This window comes from Pseudomonas psychrophila HA-4, assembly GCF_000282975.1.
GTDB classification, from domain to species: Bacteria; Pseudomonadota; Gammaproteobacteria; order Pseudomonadales; family Pseudomonadaceae; genus Aquipseudomonas; species Aquipseudomonas psychrophila_A.
Window position 1 is genome coordinate 1 of record NZ_ALJC01000126.1, and the last position, 15784, is coordinate 15784.

The 15784-nt window shown below is 58.6% G+C and carries 15 protein-coding genes; 8 read left to right on the top strand and 7 right to left on the bottom strand.

Annotated features, from left to right (window positions below; all coding sequences use genetic code 11):
- Positions 1 to 27: 27 nt before the first annotated feature.
- From B347_RS0121635 to def, 5 genes are all read right to left on the bottom strand, one after another.
- Entirely contained in the window at positions 28 to 348 is a 321-nt protein-coding gene (locus B347_RS0121635; protein WP_019411787.1) for a hypothetical protein, read from the bottom strand.
- A gap of 12 nt (positions 349 to 360) precedes the next feature.
- Complete coding sequence (trkA, locus tag B347_RS0121640) at positions 361 to 1737, bottom strand: Trk system potassium transporter TrkA (protein WP_019411788.1); 1377 nt, start codon at positions 1735 to 1737, stop codon at positions 361 to 363.
- Between the two features lie 23 nt (positions 1738 to 1760).
- On the bottom strand, positions 1761 to 3071 hold the full coding sequence (rsmB, locus tag B347_RS0121645; RefSeq protein ID WP_019411789.1) for a 16S rRNA (cytosine(967)-C(5))-methyltransferase RsmB: 1311 nt from the start codon (positions 3069 to 3071) through the stop codon (positions 1761 to 1763).
- Positions 3068 to 4018: a methionyl-tRNA formyltransferase gene (gene fmt, locus B347_RS0121650; protein ID WP_019411790.1), complete on the bottom strand. Its 951-nt coding sequence runs from the start codon at positions 4016 to 4018 to the stop codon at positions 3068 to 3070. The genes rsmB and fmt overlap by 4 nt, the downstream gene beginning before the upstream one ends.
- A 218-nt stretch (positions 4019 to 4236) precedes the next feature.
- Positions 4237 to 4743: a peptide deformylase gene (gene def, locus B347_RS0121655; RefSeq protein ID WP_019411791.1), complete on the bottom strand. Its 507-nt coding sequence runs from the start codon at positions 4741 to 4743 to the stop codon at positions 4237 to 4239.
- A 394-nt stretch (positions 4744 to 5137) separates the two neighbouring features.
- Between def and dprA the strand changes: the two genes are divergently transcribed.
- Both dprA and B347_RS0121670 read left to right on the top strand, forming a co-directional pair.
- Positions 5138 to 6235, top strand: coding sequence for a DNA-processing protein DprA (gene dprA, locus B347_RS0121665; RefSeq protein ID WP_019411793.1), 1098 nt, complete (start codon positions 5138 to 5140; stop codon positions 6233 to 6235).
- A 35-nt stretch (positions 6236 to 6270) separates the two neighbouring features.
- Positions 6271 to 6828 carry an L-threonylcarbamoyladenylate synthase gene (locus B347_RS0121670; protein ID WP_019411794.1) on the top strand — a complete coding sequence of 186 codons (558 nt, stop codon included), beginning with the start codon at positions 6271 to 6273 and terminating at the stop codon, positions 6826 to 6828.
- An 86-nt stretch (positions 6829 to 6914) separates the two neighbouring features.
- On the opposite strand, the gene B347_RS0121675 is transcribed toward B347_RS0121670, so the two are convergent.
- A complete protein-coding gene (locus B347_RS0121675) occupies positions 6915 to 7892 on the bottom strand; it encodes an NADPH:quinone reductase (RefSeq protein WP_019411795.1) in 978 nt (325 codons plus the stop codon).
- Positions 7893 to 8051: 159 nt separating this feature from the next.
- On the opposite strand from B347_RS0121675, the gene hemF reads away from it, so the two are divergent.
- Positions 8052 to 8966: an oxygen-dependent coproporphyrinogen oxidase gene (gene hemF, locus B347_RS0121680; protein WP_019411796.1), complete on the top strand. Its 915-nt coding sequence runs from the start codon at positions 8052 to 8054 to the stop codon at positions 8964 to 8966.
- Positions 8967 to 8988: 22 nt separating this feature from the next.
- Complete coding sequence (gene aroE / locus B347_RS0121685) at positions 8989 to 9810, top strand: shikimate dehydrogenase (protein WP_019411797.1); 822 nt, start codon at positions 8989 to 8991, stop codon at positions 9808 to 9810.
- Positions 9811 to 9975: 165 nt separating this feature from the next.
- On the opposite strand, the gene B347_RS0121690 is transcribed toward aroE, so the two are convergent.
- Positions 9976 to 11544 (bottom strand): SulP family inorganic anion transporter, encoded by a 1569-nt coding sequence (locus tag B347_RS0121690; RefSeq protein ID WP_019411798.1) that lies wholly within the window; start codon positions 11542 to 11544, stop codon positions 9976 to 9978.
- 147 nt (positions 11545 to 11691) lie between these two features.
- Here B347_RS0121690 and B347_RS0121695 point away from each other — a divergent pair, with 147 nt between their 5' ends.
- From B347_RS0121695 to B347_RS0121710, 4 genes are all read left to right on the top strand, one after another.
- Positions 11692 to 12018: a DOPA 4,5-dioxygenase family protein gene (locus tag B347_RS0121695; protein WP_019411799.1), complete on the top strand. Its 327-nt coding sequence runs from the start codon at positions 11692 to 11694 to the stop codon at positions 12016 to 12018.
- 133 nt (positions 12019 to 12151) lie between these two features.
- The gene (locus tag B347_RS0121700) at positions 12152 to 12535 is read left to right on the top strand and encodes a hypothetical protein (protein ID WP_019411800.1); all 384 of its coding nucleotides are present in this window, start codon (positions 12152 to 12154) and stop codon (positions 12533 to 12535) included.
- Positions 12536 to 13031: 496 nt separating this feature from the next.
- Positions 13032 to 15035 carry a choline transporter BetT gene (gene betT / locus B347_RS0121705; protein WP_019411801.1) on the top strand — a complete coding sequence of 668 codons (2004 nt, stop codon included), beginning with the start codon at positions 13032 to 13034 and terminating at the stop codon, positions 15033 to 15035.
- Positions 15036 to 15433: 398 nt separating this feature from the next.
- Entirely contained in the window at positions 15434 to 15691 is a 258-nt protein-coding gene (locus B347_RS0121710; RefSeq protein WP_019411802.1) for a hypothetical protein, read from the top strand.
- The last annotated feature ends 93 nt before the right edge of the window (positions 15692 to 15784 follow it).

The following is a 15784-nucleotide window of genomic DNA, read 5'->3' on the forward strand; positions in this document are numbered from 1 at the left end:
TCAGATGTGTAAAGGATGTACCGGTTTCTACAGTGAGGGCGGTTGTTTATCCAGTTTCTTCAAAAACACGGTCATTTCTTTCTCGGCCTGTTTGTCGCCATGGGCTTGGGCTGCACTGAGCCCCTGCTCCCACGCGGCGCGCGCTGCCGCACGATCTTCGGCCGCCAACCGGGCTTTGCCCAGTAACTTCCAGGCCGCTGAGTACTTGGGGTCAAACTCAACACAACGCTGCAAATGCTCCGCCGCCTTGAGGTTATCCCCAAGGTCGAGATAACCCTTGCCCAAACCAAAGCGCAATAAAGCGTTATCCACACCCTTGGCCAGCATTTTTTCCAGTGACTCCAGCATTGCCGTCTCCCTTTAGAAAAAACTTAAGCCCACGTGGAACAGCTTCTCCACGTCACGAATATGCTTTTTATCCACCAGGAACAAAATCACGTGGTCGCCGGCATTAATCACTGTGGCGTCGTGGGCAATCAGCACTTCTTCGTCGCGAATAATCGCGCCAATCGTGGTACCCGGCGGTAGGTGGATTTCACCAATACGGCGGCCAATCACCTTGCTCGACTTCGAATCACCGTGGGCAATCGCCTCGATGGCTTCGGCTGCACCCCGGCGCAGCGAGTGCACGCTGACTATGTCGCCACGGCGCACGTGCGCCAGCAAGGTGCCGATGGTTGCTAGCTGCGGGCTGATGGCGATGTCGATCTCGCCGCCCTGGATCAAGTCCACATAGGCCGGGTTGTTGATGATAGTCATCACTTTTTTTGCGCCCAGGCGCTTGGCCAGCAACGAGGACATGATGTTGGCCTCGTCGTCGTTGGTCAGGGCTAAAAACAGGTCGGCGTCGGCGATGTTCTCTTCAAGCATCAGGTCACGGTCTGACGCGCTGCCTTGCAGCACCACGGTGCTGTCGAGCGTGTCGGACAAATAACGGCAACGGGCTGGGTTCATCTCGATGATTTTGACCTGATAACGGCTTTCGATGGCCTCGGCCAAGCGCTCGCCAATCTGCCCACCACCAGCAATCACAATGCGTTTGTAGCTTTCATCGAGCCGGCGCATTTCGCTCATCACCGCGCGAATGTTGGCTTTGGCAGCGATGAAAAATACCTCATCGTCGGCTTCAATGACGGTGTCGCCGCGCGGCGTGATCGGTCTATCACGTCGGAAAATCGCCGCCACCCGGGTGTCCACGTTCGGCATGTGCTCACGCAGTTGGCGCAATTGCTGACCAATCAACGGGCCGCCGTAGTACGCCTTGACCGCCACCAGCTGCGCTTTGCCGTCGGCAAAGTCGATCACCTGCAAGGCGCCGGGGTGCTCAACCAGACGCTTGATGTAGTTGGTCACCACTTGCTCAGGGCTGATCAACACATCGACCGGAATCGCATCGTTGTCGAACAGTTCTTCGCCGCGCGTGAGGTAGGCCGATTCGCGCACCCGGGCGATCTTGGTCGGGGTATGGAACAGCGTGTAGGCCACTTGGCACGCGACCATGTTGGTCTCGTCGCTGTTGGTCACTGCCACCAGCATGTCGGCATCGTCGGCACCGGCCTGGCGCAACACGTTGGGCAGCGAAGCGCGGCCTTGCACGGTACGAATGTCGAGACGGTCGCCCAAATCACGCAGGCGGTCGCCATCGGTGTCGACCACGGTGATGTCATTGGCCTCGCTGGCCAAATGCTCAGCCAGTGTGCCGCCGACCTGTCCTGCGCCGAGGATGATGATTTTCATGCCGTCATTCCCTGTTACAGCCGTTAGCCGCGAGCGGCAGCGATTTTGATCAATTTGGCGTAGTAGAAACCATCATGCCCGCCCTCTTGCGCCAACAGCTGGCGCCCGTGCGGCTGCTTGATACCAAACTGCCCGGCGATATCCAGCTCACGTGCGCCCGGCGTACGGGCCAAAAAGGCTTCAATCACTTCGGTATTTTCGGTCGGCAACGTCGAGCACGTCGCGTACAGCAAGATGCCGCCAACTTCCAGCGTAGGCCACATCGCGTCCAGCAACTCGCCTTGCAAGGTAGCGAGGGCGGCAATGTCGTCTGGCTGACGGGTCAGTTTGATGTCCGGGTGACGACGAATAACGCCCGTTGCCGAACACGGGGCATCCAGCAAGATGCGCTGGAACGGCTTGCCGTCCCACCAGGTTGCGGTGTCGCGGCCATCGGCGGCAATCAACTCGGCACTCAGGCCCAGACGCTCAAGGTTCTCGCGCACGCGCACCAAACGTTTGGCTTCCAGATCGACCGCCACCACGCCCGCGAGCTTGGGCTCAACCTCAAGAATGTGACAGGTCTTGCCGCCGGGTGCGCAGCAGGCGTCGAGTACGCGTTGGCCGGGCGCCAGGTCCAGCAGGTCGGCGGCCAATTGTGCGGCTTCGTCCTGCACGCTGATCCAACCTTCGGCAAAGCCCGGCAGGTTGCGCACGTCGCACGCGTCGGCCAACACGATGCCGTCTTGGCTGTACACACACGGTTGCGCTTCGATGCCGCTTTCAACCAGCAACTGCACGTAGGCATCGCGGGTCTTGTGACGGCGATTGACCCGCAGAATCATCGGCGGATGCGCGTTGTTGGCGGCGCAGATGGCTTCCCACTGTTCAGGCCAGAACGCTTTTAGCGATTTTTGCAGCCAGCGCGGGTGGGCGGTACGCACCACCGGGTCGTGCTCAAGCTCAGCCAGCAAGGCTTCACTGTCGCGCTGGGCGTTGCGCAACACGGCGTTGAGCAGGCCTTTGGCCCACGGTTTTTTCAGCTTGTCGGCGCAGCCCACGGTTTCGCCAATCGCGGCATGAGCCGGAATGCGGGTGTAGAGCAGTTGATACAGCCCCACCAACAGCAGCGCTTCAACGTCTGCATCGGCGGCCTTGAAGGGTTTTTGCAGCAGCTTATTGGCCAGCGCCGACAAGCGCGGATACCAACGCGCGGTGCCGAACGCCAGGTCCTGAGTTAGGCCACGGTCGCGGGCTTCAACCTTGTCCAGTTGCAGCGGCAACGAACTGTTGAGCGATGCCTTGCCGTTGAGGACGGCGGTCAGTGCCTTGGCGGCAGCCAGACGCGGGTTCATTGTGCGGCGCCCAGAACGGTGCCAACGGCGAATTTCTCACGACGGCTGTTGAATAAATCACTGAAGTTCAGCGCTTTGCCGCCTGGCAATTGCAGACGTGTCAGGCACAACGCGCCTTCGCCACAGCCAACGATCAGGCCGTCTTTGCTAGCGGCGAGAATCTGCCCCGGCTCGCCTTTGGTGTCTGCCAGGGTAGCGGCCAGTACTTTCAGCGCTTCGCCATTGAGCGTGCTGTGGCAGATCGGCCACGGGTTGAAGGCCCGAATCAGGCGCTCCAATTCAACCGCCGGGCGGCTCCAGTCGATGCGAGCTTCGTCTTTATTCAGCTTGTGGGCGTAGGTCGCTAGGCTGTCGTCCTGTACTTCGCCTTGCAACGTGCCAGCGGCCAACCCTTTGATGGCTTCGAGAACGGCAGGCGGCCCCAGCTCGGCCAGACGGTCGTGCAGGCTGCCACCGGTGTCTTCGGGGGTGATGGGGGTTACGGATTTGAGCAGCATAGGGCCGGTGTCTAGACCCGCCTCCATGCGCATCACCGTTACCCCACTCTCGGCATCGCCCGCTTCAACGGCGCGTTGAATCGGCGCCGCCCCGCGCCAACGTGGCAGCAAGGACGCGTGGCTGTTAATACAGCCCAGACGCGGAATATCCAGCACCACTTGCGGCAGGATCAGGCCGTATGCCACCACCACTAAGAGGTCTGGCTTGAGGGCCGCGAGGTCGGCTTGCGCTTCTGGTGCGCGCAAGGTGGGCGGTTGCATGACCACGATGTTGTGTTCCAACGCCAACTGCTTGACCGGGCTTGGCATCAGCTTTTGCCCGCGCCCGGCCGGACGATCCGGTTGGGTGTACACCGCGACAATCTCGTAGGGGCTGTCGAGCAGCGCCTTGAGATGTTCAGCGGCAAATTCGGGGGTGCCAGCAAAGACGATGCGCAGTGGCTCAGTCATGGATTACTCACTTGGAATGGGGGAAGGCGCGGGAATAATCCTGCGAGATACCTGTCGCCGCTGTCGAGGCACGAAGGCTGCGTAGCAGTCGCAAAACCCGGCGATACGGTACATCAGGCATATCGGTGGAGCCTGGATTACGGCCGCTTCGCGCCCGATCGCAGCCTTCGTGCCTGGACAGCGGCTACAAGGGCTGCGTCACTATTTGGATGTTGGAATCAAGCGTTCTGGCGGTGCAGTTTTTCCAGCTTCTTCTTGATCCGGTCACGCTTGAGCGTAGACAGGTAATCGACGAACAGCTTGCCGTTAAGGTGGTCGCATTCGTGCTGAATGCACACCGCCAGCAGGCCTTCGGCGATCATTTCAAACGGCTTGCCGTCACGGTCCAGCGCTTTGATTTTGACCTGTTGCGGGCGATCTACGTTTTCGTAGTAACCCGGCACCGAGAGGCAGCCTTCTTGGTACTGGCCCATCTCATCGGTCAGGGTTTCGAACTCGGGGTTGATATACACCATCGGCTCGCTGCGGTCTTCGCTCAGGTCCATGACCACGATGCGCTTGTGCACGTTGACCTGGGTTGCGGCCAGACCAATGCCAGGCGCTTCGTACATGGTTTCAAACATGTCATCGATCAACTGACGGACGCTGTCGTCCACAACCGTCACCGGTTTGGCGATGGTGCGCAGACGCGAGTCTGGGAATTCGAGGATGTTTAAAATAGCCATAAGTTTGATAGGGGCACTGTGTGAAAGATTCAAAAACGGTTGTCAGGGGGTCTTGAAGACTCGGCAACCTGTGCAAAACGTCTCCTTCAGAGAGAGCCCGCTCGGGCTCTGGCGTTTCACGCGAGCGCACATATTAAAGGGATTCAACACCGGATGAAACGACTAGCTGCCCAGCTGCATGCCGTGGGCGCCAGCCGTGTCGTGTCGCAGCTTGAAACCAATGTGTGCGGCCTGTGTTGCGCCTTCAACTAAGGTTGGGTTTCGAGGCGTTATTTCAAGGACTAGCCGGGCGTTCAACCCAGCTTTTTCCATCGTTTGCTGAACAACTTGTTAACAGACTTATCCACAGGTTGTTGTTTGCGTAACGCTGCTGAAACAGATCAAGGATGATCCCATGTCGATGTCTGATATTTCCCCGGCAGAGCTGGAAGCCCGTTTGCGTTTGCACCGCTTGCCCGAGGTCGGCACACAGCGCTATCACGGCCTGTTCCGAGCCTTTGGCTCAGCCAGTTCGGCGCTCAGCGCACCCGCCAGTGCCTGGCGGGCGTTGGGGTTGCCTGCGGTGAGCAGTGAGGCGCGCCGCAGCCCCGAAATTCGTGACGGCGCCAGCGCTGCAATGCGCTGGCTTGAGGGCTGCAAGCACCATGTGGTGTTGCATGATCAGCCCGATTACCCGGCGTTGCTGGGCGAAATCAAAGACCCGCCGCCCTTACTGTTCGTGGCTGGCGACCCTTCTATTCTGGAAAAGCCACAACTGGCGATGGTTGGAAGCCGCCGGGCCTCAAGACCGGGGCTCGACACCGCGGCGGCCTTTTCACGCTGTCTGGCAGGTGCAGGTTTTGTGATTACCAGCGGTCTGGCGCTGGGCATTGATGGGGCCGCGCATCAGGCCGCTCTGGACATTGGCGGGCAGACAATTGGTGTACTGGGCACGGGGTTGGAAAAACTTTATCCACAGCGCCATCGTGTGCTGGCCGACGCCATGATCGAGAGTGGTAGTGCCGTGGTTTCGGAGTTCCCGTTGGATGCCGGGCCGCTGCCGGCAAACTTCCCACGGCGAAACAGAATCATCAGCGGTTTATCGTTGGGCGTGCTGGTGGTAGAGGCCAGCGTGGCCAGCGGTTCGCTGATCACGGCCCGTTTGGCGGCCGAACAAGGCCGCGAGGTGTATGCGTTGCCGGGTTCTATCCACCACCCCGGTGCGAGGGGCTGTCATCAACTGATACGCGATGGCGCCACCTTGGTTGAAACCGTCGAACACATCCTCGAAGGCTTGCGCGGCTGGCGTTCGATGCCGTTGTCCACCCCTGAACTGTTTACTCACAGCTGTCATTCATTAGTGCAATTGTTGCTAGCAGCGCCCCACACCAGTGAGGCGCTGGTGTGCGCCAGCGGCTGGGACTTGCCCCGGCTGTTGGCTGCGCTGACCGAACTGGAGCTCGACGGGCACGTCGTGCTAGAGGCCGGGCGTTGGTTTGCTCGCGCCAGCTAAGTACACTGCGCCCAGTACCTATTTGGAGACATTCAATGCTCAGCACCTGGCGCGTCCAACAAGCAGCAAGAGCCATTCGCGCAGGCGCGGTAATCGCCTATCCCACCGAAGCTGTCTGGGGTTTGGGTTGCGACCCGTGGGATGAAGAAGCGGTGGAGCGCTTGTTGGCGATCAAGTCTCGCCCTGTGGATAAAGGCCTGATTCTGGTGGCCGATAACATTCACCAATTCGACTTTCTGTTCGAAGACTTCCCGCACGTGTGGCTCGACCGCATGGCCAGTACTTGGCCGGGGCCAAACACGTGGCTGGTGCCGCATCAGGGCTTATTGCCGGAGTGGATCACCGGCCAGCATGAAACCGTTGCATTGCGGGTGAGCGATCATCCGCAAGTGCGTGAGTTGTGCTCGTTGGTGGGGCCAATTGTCTCGACGTCAGCCAACCCTGCGGGTTTGCCGGCAGCGCGGACGCGACTGAAAGTTGAACAGTACTTTCGAGGGCAGGTTGATTACGTGTTGGGTGGCAATTTAGGCGGGCGTAAAAACCCGAGTCTGATCCGTGATCTGGCGACCGGCAGGATTGTGCGTCCTTCCTGAACATCAAAACCCTGTAGCCGCCGCCGCTGAAAGCGAAGGTCTTTCGGGCCTTATCGCTGCCTTCGGCAGCAGCTACAGGTTTTGTATTACGGCAACAAAATCGTCGAGCCGGTCGTACGGCGGGCTGACAATTCGATGTGCGCCTTGGCGGTATCTTTCAGTGCAAAGCGCTGGCTGATCTCAACCTTGATCTTGTCGCTGCGGATCATCTCGAACAGCTCGTCGGCCATTTTTTGCAGGTTCTCGGCGTTGTTGGCGTAGCTCGCCAGCGTTGGCCGGGTCACGTACAGCGAGCCCTTCTGCGACAAAATCCCCAGGTTTACCCCGGTCACTGCTCCCGACGCATTACCAAAACTGACCATCAGCCCGCGTGGCGCCAAACTGTCCAGCGACGTGAGCCAGGTGTCTTTGCCGACGCCGTCATACACCACCGGGACCTTCTTGCCGTCGGTCAACTCCAGCACCCGCTGGGCCACGTCTTCATGGCTATAGTCGATGGTTTCCCAAGCGCCCAGTGCCTTGGCATGCGCGGCTTTCTCTGCCGAACTGACCGTACCGATCAACTTTACGCCCAGCGCCTTGGCCCATTGGCAGGCAATCGAGCCAACGCCACCGGCTGCTGCGTGAAACAGTACGGTTTCGCCGCCTTTTAACTCGTACGTCTGACGCAGCAAGTACTGCACGGTCAGGCCCTTGAGCATCACAGCGGCCGCTTGTTCAAACGAAATATCGTCGGGCAGCTTCACCACGTTCGCGGCTGGCAATACGTGCAATTCGCTGTTTGCCCCCAGAGGTCCAGTGCCGTAGGCCACGCGGTCGCCGACTTTAACGGTGTGCACCTCACTGCCGACGGCATCGACAAAGCCCGCGCCTTCGTTGCCCAGGCCAGACGGCAACTCAGGCAACGGGTACAGGCCACTGCGGTAGTAGGTATCGATGAAGTTCAGGCCAATGGCCTGGTTGCGTACCCGCACTTGCTGCGGGCCCGGCTCGGCGGGTTGGTAGTCGACATACTCAAGCACTTCTGGGTCGCCGTGGGCCCGAAACTGGATACGCTTAGCCATCTGCACTGTCCTCGCTGAATTGACGAAGGCCCTATCCAACGCTTTACCGTGATCTTCGTCAACTGTGGCGAGGCCGAGTGCGGTGTTATGCTAGCCGCCCTTTGCCGCCGGCCCGCTCAGACGGAGTGCCGCGTAGCGTTGACCTAAAAAGGTGATGTCATGACTACCCGCACTGAGGCTGTAAAAGCCTACTTGCTCGACCTTCAAGACCGCATTTGCTCCGCTCTGGAAACCGAAGACGGCGGTACGCGCTTCGTTGAAGATGCGTGGGAGCGCCCAGCGGGCGGCGGCGGACGCACCCGCGTGATCGAAAACGGCCACGTAATCGAAAAAGGTGGTGTCAACTTTTCCCACGTGTTTGGCAGCGGCTTGCCGCCCTCGGCCAGCGCGCATCGCCCTGAGCTTGCGGGCCGTGGCTTTGAAGCCTTGGGTGTGTCGTTGGTGATCCACCCGCACAACCCGCATGTGCCGACTTCCCACGCCAACGTGCGTTTTTTCATCGCTGAAAAAGAAGGCGAAGAGCCGGTCTGGTGGTTTGGCGGCGGTTTCGACCTCACGCCCTATTACGGCGTCGAAGAAGACTGTGTGCATTGGCACCGTGTGGCCGAGCAAGCGTGTGCGCCGTTTGGCGCTGACGTGTACCCGCGCTACAAAGCCTGGTGCGACCGCTACTTCCATATCAAACACCGCAACGAGCCGCGTGGCATCGGCGGCCTGTTCTTTGATGACCTGAACGAGTGGGATTTCGACACGTGCTTCGCCTTCATTCGTGCGATTGGCGACGCGTATATCGACGCCTATTTGCCGATTGTTCAGCGCCGTAAAGCCGACGCCTACACTGCCCAACAGCGTGAATTCCAAGAATACCGGCGCGGGCGCTACGTTGAATTCAACCTGGTCTACGACCGTGGCACCCTGTTCGGCCTGCAATCGGGCGGGCGCACCGAGTCGATCCTGATGTCGCTGCCGCCACACGTGCGCTGGGGCTATGACTGGAAAGCCGAGCCTGGCAGTGCCGAAGCGCGTCTGACAGACTACTTCCTGCAAGACCGCGACTGGTTAGTCAACGCCTGATATTGCCCGAGGAACGTGCCTGATGGATCGTTACGTCGTTTTTGGTAACCCGATTGCCCACAGCAAATCGCCGGTATTACAGCGCCTGTTTGCCGAGCAAACCGGGCAGTCGATGCAATACGACGCTTTACTGGCGCCGCTGGATGACTTCGCTGGCTGCGCCTCGGCGTTTTTCCAAGAGGGGCGCGGGGCCAACGTCACAGTGCCGTTCAAGGAAGATGCCTACCGTTTGGCCAACAGCCTGACGCCTCGTGCGCAACGGGCTGGCGCGGTGAATACCCTGAGCAAACAGGCAGACGGCACCTTGTTGGGTGACAACACCGACGGCGCAGGTTTGGTGCGCGACCTGACGGTGAATGCGGGCTTTAGCCTCAAGGGCAAACGCATCCTCATCCTCGGTGCAGGTGGCGCGGTGCGTGGCGTGCTAGAACCGATGCTGGCTGAAAGCCCGGCCTCAGTGACCATCGCCAACCGCACGGTCGATAAAGCCGAAGTGCTGGCCGAACTGTTTAGCGATCTGGGTCCGGTGGCAGCCAGTGGTTTTGACTGGCTGCACGAGCCGGTCGACTTGATCATCAACGCCACCTCGGCCAGCTTGGCCGGTGAAGTGCCGCCAATTGCTAGTAGCCTGATCGAGCCGGGTCAAACCCTGTGCTACGACATGATGTACGGCAAAGAGCCAACGCCGTTTTGCGTGTGGGCCACCGAGCAGGGTGCGGGTCAGGTCATGGACGGCCTTGGCATGTTGGCCGAACAGGCGGCAGAAGCCTTTTATTTGTGGCGCGGCGTGCGCCCGGACACGGCCCCAGTGCTGGCCGAGGTACGCCGCCTGCTGTTCACTTGAGAGCAACGCCACTTAAGTGTGGGAGCGGGCTTGCTCGCGATGGTGTTCAGAACACCGCATTTGCTCAGTAAATAGGCGTCTTCGTTATCGCCCATCGCGAGCAAGCCCGCTCCCACAGAGGCAGAAATCGCTTAAGTAAACAGCATTGCGCTCCTACAGGGATTGTTAGCGTTCAAACTGGATGGGGCACTTGTCTGGCCCTTCCAGTTTCATCAATTCCTCAACCACCTGCGTCCGCGCCCTACGCAAGGTTAGGCTGCGGCCTAACCCCAGCAATCTGCGCGCTTCCTGATGCAGCATCTCAACCCCCGAGTAGTCGATAAAGTTGATCTGCTGCGCCTCAACTACCACCCGCTTGCCATGGGTGCGTTGCAAGCGCACTTGCAGGTAATGGCTGGCGCCGAAAAAAATCGAGCCGCCGACGCGCAAAATCTCTTCATCCCCGTCAATCCACTGCTGAATACGCGGCCGCGATGTGCGCTTGAGATAGAAAAAAAGCGAGGCCAGCACCCCGGCATAAATCGCCGTTTGCAGCTCCAGCAGTAAGGTAGCGACGCAGGTCAGCGCCATCACTGCGAACTCGGCGCGGCTCACGCGCCACAGCGCACGAATGCCGCGTGTGTCCACCAGCCCCCAACTGATCAGCAAAATACTGCCCGCCATGGCCGGGATCGGGATGTGCGCAATCAGCGCTGAGCCGGTGATCGCAAACAGCGCCACCCACAGCGCGGAAAATACCCCGGCCAATGGCGAGCGGGCGCCGGCTTCATAGTTGAGCCCCGAGCGGGTGAATGAGCCGGAGGACAAATACCCCGAGAACAAAGCGCCGAAGATGTTGGACAAGCCTTGTGCGCGAATCTCCTGATTAGCGTCAAGCATCTGCTGCGAACGTGCCGCTAACGAGCGGGCAATCGACAAACTGGTCACCAGCCCCAGCATGCCCACTGCTACGGCACTGGGCAGCAGGCGCAGCAGCGTTTCAATATCCAGCGGCAGCGGGCTAAACGGCGGCAAACGCCCCACAAACGCCTGTACCAACTGCACGTGCCCAAACACCGGTGGCAGCAGCCACACGGTCAGGCTGGCGAGCACCAAGGTGAGTAACAGCGTCGGCCAGCGTGGCAGCCAGCGTTTGAGTGCGGCGCCCACCAGCATCGTCCCTACCCCGAGCCCCAACGAAGCGGGATCGAAGTCGCGCACATGGCGCAACAGCGTTAGCAGGCTGTCGAGTGCCGTGGCTTTGCCCGGCACATCAACGCCCAGCACATTGGGTAACTGGCCCAGCGCAATCACCACCGCCGCGCCGAGGGTGAACCCGACCACCACTGAATGTGAGACAAAATTGGCCAGCGCGCCGAACTTCAGCATTCCCAGCAGCCACTGGAAAATCCCCGCCAAAAACGTCAGTAGCAGGATCAGGCCGATGTAATCCTGCGTGCCGGGCACCGCCAGCGGGCTGACACTGGCAAACAGCACAATCGAGATGGCAGCCGTCGGACCGCAGATCAAATGCCACGACGAGCCCCACAAGCACGCAATAATTACTGGCACAATGGCAGCATATAGCCCGTACTCAGCGGGTAATCCTGCAATCAACGCGTAGGCGATGGACTGCGGCAGTGCCAGAATTGCACCACTCAAGCCCACCAGCGCATCACGTCCTACGCTTGCGCGGGTTTGTTTGGGCAGCCAGTTCAGAAATGGCAGGATGTCAGCGCGGTTGAGCCGGGGCATAACGCTCTCGCTTGGTGTGGGTTTAGAGTGCGCGTACAAGGTTACCTCTGTGGGAGCGGGCTTGCTCGCATACACCGCACCGTCTGCATCGCGAGCAAGCCCGCTCCCACATTAATAATGCGTGCAGCACACAATCAAGAGGCGCTTATGCAACGAATCAAGGGCTACCACGCCCACGTCTATTTCGACGCCAGCACCATCGAGCAGGCGCGCACCTTATGCGAAGAAGCCGCGCACCGGTTTGGCATCAGCATGGGCCGCGTTCACGAGCGCCTGGTCGGCCCGCACCCAGACTGGAGCTGCCAACTGGCGTTCGGCCCCGAACTGCTGGGCATTGTATTGCCGTGGCTGGCCATCAGTCGGCACGGACTGGTGATATTTTTGCATCCCGACACGGGCAATGACCTGCTGGATCACACCGATCATGCGATTTGGATGGGTGAAATAAGACCGTTGAATTTGTCGGCGTTCTAACACTGTGCCCAGAATTTTAATACGGAGTAGCGGAAAAGTCCGACATCAATAATGGCCGTTTCTCTATAGTTGTCTTTTCGAATAAACCTTAGGGTATGTCAATAAATTATTGATATCCCATAAAGGGCTATACATGAGTCAGCTCGTGCGTTTACTAATTGCTATTTTTTTACTGGCGTTGAGTTATGCATGCCTCATCTATGCTCCAGCTATAAGTTCAAGTGAAAATTCAGTATTTGCTATCGCTTTTATGGTGTTGATTTTTTTCGGATTCTTAGCGTTATTGGCTGCGATTTTAGGAATTTTGTTCTCGTTTAGCGCTTCTTTGTACGATTTTTGGATTCAAGTGACGGTTTTTGTAATCTCAAATGTCTGGCTTGTATTAGTTGCGCTATTACATGCGTGGGTGGTTTTTTTATTCCGATTTGACACGTTGCTAGGTTGGATAGGTATTTTGCTGGATGTGATCGTAATCGTTCTTGTTGTTGTATCGGCACCCAAGCAAAGGCAGTTCTAACCCTGAACTTTAAAGTCGATGAATATGGGCAGAGTGCGTTTGGACATTCATATTGAGCGGGGTCATTAAGTCAGGAGCTTGAAGTAAAAGTGAACGCGTTACTGCCCAGCCGTTCGGTGGATCCTCATGGGAGCTTCCACGCACTGATCGGAATCCAAAATCTGCCGGTTTTTTAACCAAAAACCCTTCTGTTCTATTTTTTTGAATTTTTTTTCACCCCCTCAAATTCCGCCCGCGACCTACCGTCGGCAAATCCCTGATAGCCCCTAGCCATAAAGGCTGAACGTTTGTTCGCTGGTATGTGTCATACCTTGCCATGAGCTAACGTAAGACACGTGTAGCCAAGGGTAGCGATTAGTCCTAACACGGCATTCATGTTTAACTTGAACGCTCGTTCAAGTTAAACGGTGGTCCGCTGCCCGCTCACAACAGGAGGCTTACCTTTGCCGAATTCGCTCTTTTTATGCCCGTTTCATCTCAATAAGGTGCACATCCTATGAGTGCACCAGCGACGTCGCAGACGTCTGTGATTCGCATGAACCCGCCGGTGTTTTACTTTGCCGCCGCGTTCATTTTGATCTTCGGCCTGGTGGTTATTTCCATGCCTAAAGCGGCCGGTGAATGGCTGCTCGCTGCACAAACCTGGGCGGCCAATACGGTCGGCTGGTACTACATGTTAGCGATGACCCTGTATCTGATCTTCGTGGTCGTCACCGCCTTGTCTGGCTACGGCAAGATAAAGCTCGGTGCCGACCACGACGAACCTGAGTTCAGTTACCTCTCCTGGGCGGGCATGCTCTTCGCCGCCGGGATCAGCATCACGCTATTTTTCTTCTGTGTATCAGAACCCCTCACCCATATGCTCGCCCCGCCTCAAGGCCCGGCAGGTACTGATGCGGCCGCGCGTCAGGCTATGCAGTTGCTGTTTCTGCACTGGGGCCTGCACGGCTGGGGTGTGTTTGCCTTTGTCGGCATGGCGCTGGCCTACTTCGCTTACCGGCACAACCTGCCGCTGGCGCTGCGTTCGGCGCTGTACCCGCTGATCGGCAAGCGCATTAACGGGCCTATCGGCTATGCGGTAGACGGCTTCGGCATCATCGCCACGGTGTTTGGTCTGGGCGCCGACATGGGTTTTGGGGTGTTGCACCTCAACTCCGGCCTCGACTACCTGTTCGGCATGCCGCATACCCAATGGATTCAGGTGGGCTTGATCACCCTGATGATGGGCGCGGCCATTCTGGTGGCCATCGCGGGCGTCGACAAAGGCGTGCGTGTGATGTCCGACATCAACATGCTGCTGGCCTGTGCGCTGCTGCTGTTTGTGCTGTTCGCCGGACCCACTCAGCACTTGCTCAACACCTTGATCCAGAACATAGGCGACTACTTGGGCGCCTTGCCGACCAAGAGTTTTGACGTGTATGCCTATGACAAGCCAAGCGACTGGCTGGGCGGTTGGACCGTGTTCTATTGGGCGTGGTGGATCGCATGGTCGCCGTTTGTGGGCCTGTTTATTGCGCGTATCTCCCGTGGCCGCACCATCCGCGAATTCGTATTTGGCGTGCTGCTGATTCCGTTGGGCTTCACCCTGGCGTGGATGTCGATTTTCGGCAACAGCGCCATCGATCAAGTGCTCAACCACGGCATGGTAGCCCTTGGCCAGTCGGCCATCGACGACCCGTCGCGCACGTTGTACCTGCTGCTCGAAACCTACCCGTGGAGTAAAACGGTGATCGCCGTGACGGTGTTCATCAGTTTTGTGTTCTTCGTGACCTCGGCCGACTCCGGCACCGTGGTGTTGTCGACGCTATCGGCGCGTGGCAACAACGCCGATGAAGACGGCCCCAAATGGCTGCGGGTGTTCTGGGGCGCGATGACCGCGCTGGTGACCAGCGCGCTGCTGTTCTCGGGCAGTATTGATGCGCTCAAGTCGGCGGTGGTGCTGACGTCGCTGCCGTTCTCGCTGATCTTGCTGCTCATGATGTGGGGCCTGCATAAGGCGTTCTACCTCGAATCGCAGAAACAAATTGCTCAGATGCACTCGTTGGCGCCGGTATCGGCTTCGCGCCGTGGGCGTGGGGGATGGCGTCAGCGCTTGAGTCAGGCCGTGCACTTCCCGTCACGAGACGAGGTGTACCGTTTCATGGACACCACCGTGCGCCCGGCGATTGAAGACGTGAGCGCGGTGTTCCGCGAAAAAGGTCTCAACGTTGTCACCCAGCCCGACCCGGCCAACGACAACGTAAGCCTGGAAATCGGCCACGGCGAAGAGCACCCGTTCATCTATCAGGTGCAGATGCGTGGCTACTTCACGCCGTCCTTCGCCCGTGGCGGGTTTGGCAAAAAAGAGCAACTGCGCAACCGCCGTTACTACCGCGCCGAAGTGCACTTGAGTGAAGGCAGCCAGGACTACGACCTGACCGGCTACACCAAAGAGCAAATCATCAACGACATCCTCGACCAGTACGAACGCCATATGCAGTTCCTGCATTTGGTGCGTTGAGCCTCTCGCGAGCAAGCCCGCTCCTACAGGCCTGTGCAACACCTGTGGGAGCGGGCTTGCTCGCGATTCAGGCAACGCGATTACAGACCTTTCCCGGACTTGTGTGGGATGCGGCTTGCGCGCACTGAGCCCCATTGTGATGCCTGTTGCGGGCTGCCTATAGTCCGCCCCGTCGCTGAATCATCAGCGTTCGGGCATGCAAGCCTGATTATTGGATTTCAACTTTTCATATCGCTTTGGTAGGCTCGCGCCTGCAATAGGCGTTATGGCGGTTGTGCGTGGGAGATCTTCGGATCTGCCGGGTCCCAATAACCGGTCTTGCATACCTGCGCACAACAGCCACCTTCTTTCTGCATGCAAGCTGATGAAGTGGCTCCTCAACATATTGGAGTTCCACCATGTCGCATTACCTTCCGCAAACCGACAATCCTGTCGATTCCAATGTTCTCTTCATCGATACCCGCGCCTCTGTGTCTGCCCTGCTCACGTGTGCCGAGCAGCGTTTTCAGGCGGCCAAGAATTTGTTGCGCAGTTTGTCCCACATGAACGCCTACAGCAGCGACCCGCATGATTTGAGTGCGGTGTGCGAGGCGACGTCGCTGTTGTTGCAAGAAGGCTGCGACGTGCTGGGGGTGTTGGTGTTACGCGAGGTGTAACCCCCCCGTAGGAGCTGCCGAAGGCTGCGATCTTTTGATCTTGAACATCAAATGATCGCAGCCTTCGGCAGCTCCTACAGGATTAGGCGTTAG

Bases quoted from the DNA above. Each gene is read 5' to 3' on its own strand.
- B347_RS0121635 (WP_019411787.1), bottom strand. From the start codon at position 348: ATGCTGGAGTCACTGGAAAAAATGCTGGCCAAGGGTGTGGATAACGCT.
- trkA (WP_019411788.1), bottom strand. From the start codon at position 1,737: ATGAAAATCATCATCCTCGGCGCAGGACAGGTCGGCGGCACACTGGCT.
- rsmB (WP_019411789.1), bottom strand. From the start codon at position 3,071: ATGAACCCGCGTCTGGCTGCCGCCAAGGCACTGACCGCCGTCCTCAAC.
- fmt (WP_019411790.1), bottom strand. From the start codon at position 4,018: ATGACTGAGCCACTGCGCATCGTCTTTGCTGGCACCCCCGAATTTGCC.
- def (WP_019411791.1), bottom strand. From the start codon at position 4,743: ATGGCTATTTTAAACATCCTCGAATTCCCAGACTCGCGTCTGCGCACC.
- dprA (WP_019411793.1), top strand. From the start codon at position 5,138: ATGTCGATGTCTGATATTTCCCCGGCAGAGCTGGAAGCCCGTTTGCGT.
- B347_RS0121670 (WP_019411794.1), top strand. From the start codon at position 6,271: ATGCTCAGCACCTGGCGCGTCCAACAAGCAGCAAGAGCCATTCGCGCA.
- B347_RS0121675 (WP_019411795.1), bottom strand. From the start codon at position 7,892: ATGGCTAAGCGTATCCAGTTTCGGGCCCACGGCGACCCAGAAGTGCTT.
- hemF (WP_019411796.1), top strand. From the start codon at position 8,052: ATGACTACCCGCACTGAGGCTGTAAAAGCCTACTTGCTCGACCTTCAA.
- aroE (WP_019411797.1), top strand. From the start codon at position 8,989: ATGGATCGTTACGTCGTTTTTGGTAACCCGATTGCCCACAGCAAATCG.
- B347_RS0121690 (WP_019411798.1), bottom strand. From the start codon at position 11,544: ATGCCCCGGCTCAACCGCGCTGACATCCTGCCATTTCTGAACTGGCTG.
- B347_RS0121695 (WP_019411799.1), top strand. From the start codon at position 11,692: ATGCAACGAATCAAGGGCTACCACGCCCACGTCTATTTCGACGCCAGC.
- B347_RS0121700 (WP_019411800.1), top strand. From the start codon at position 12,152: ATGAGTCAGCTCGTGCGTTTACTAATTGCTATTTTTTTACTGGCGTTG.
- betT (WP_019411801.1), top strand. From the start codon at position 13,032: ATGAGTGCACCAGCGACGTCGCAGACGTCTGTGATTCGCATGAACCCG.
- B347_RS0121710 (WP_019411802.1), top strand. From the start codon at position 15,434: ATGTCGCATTACCTTCCGCAAACCGACAATCCTGTCGATTCCAATGTT.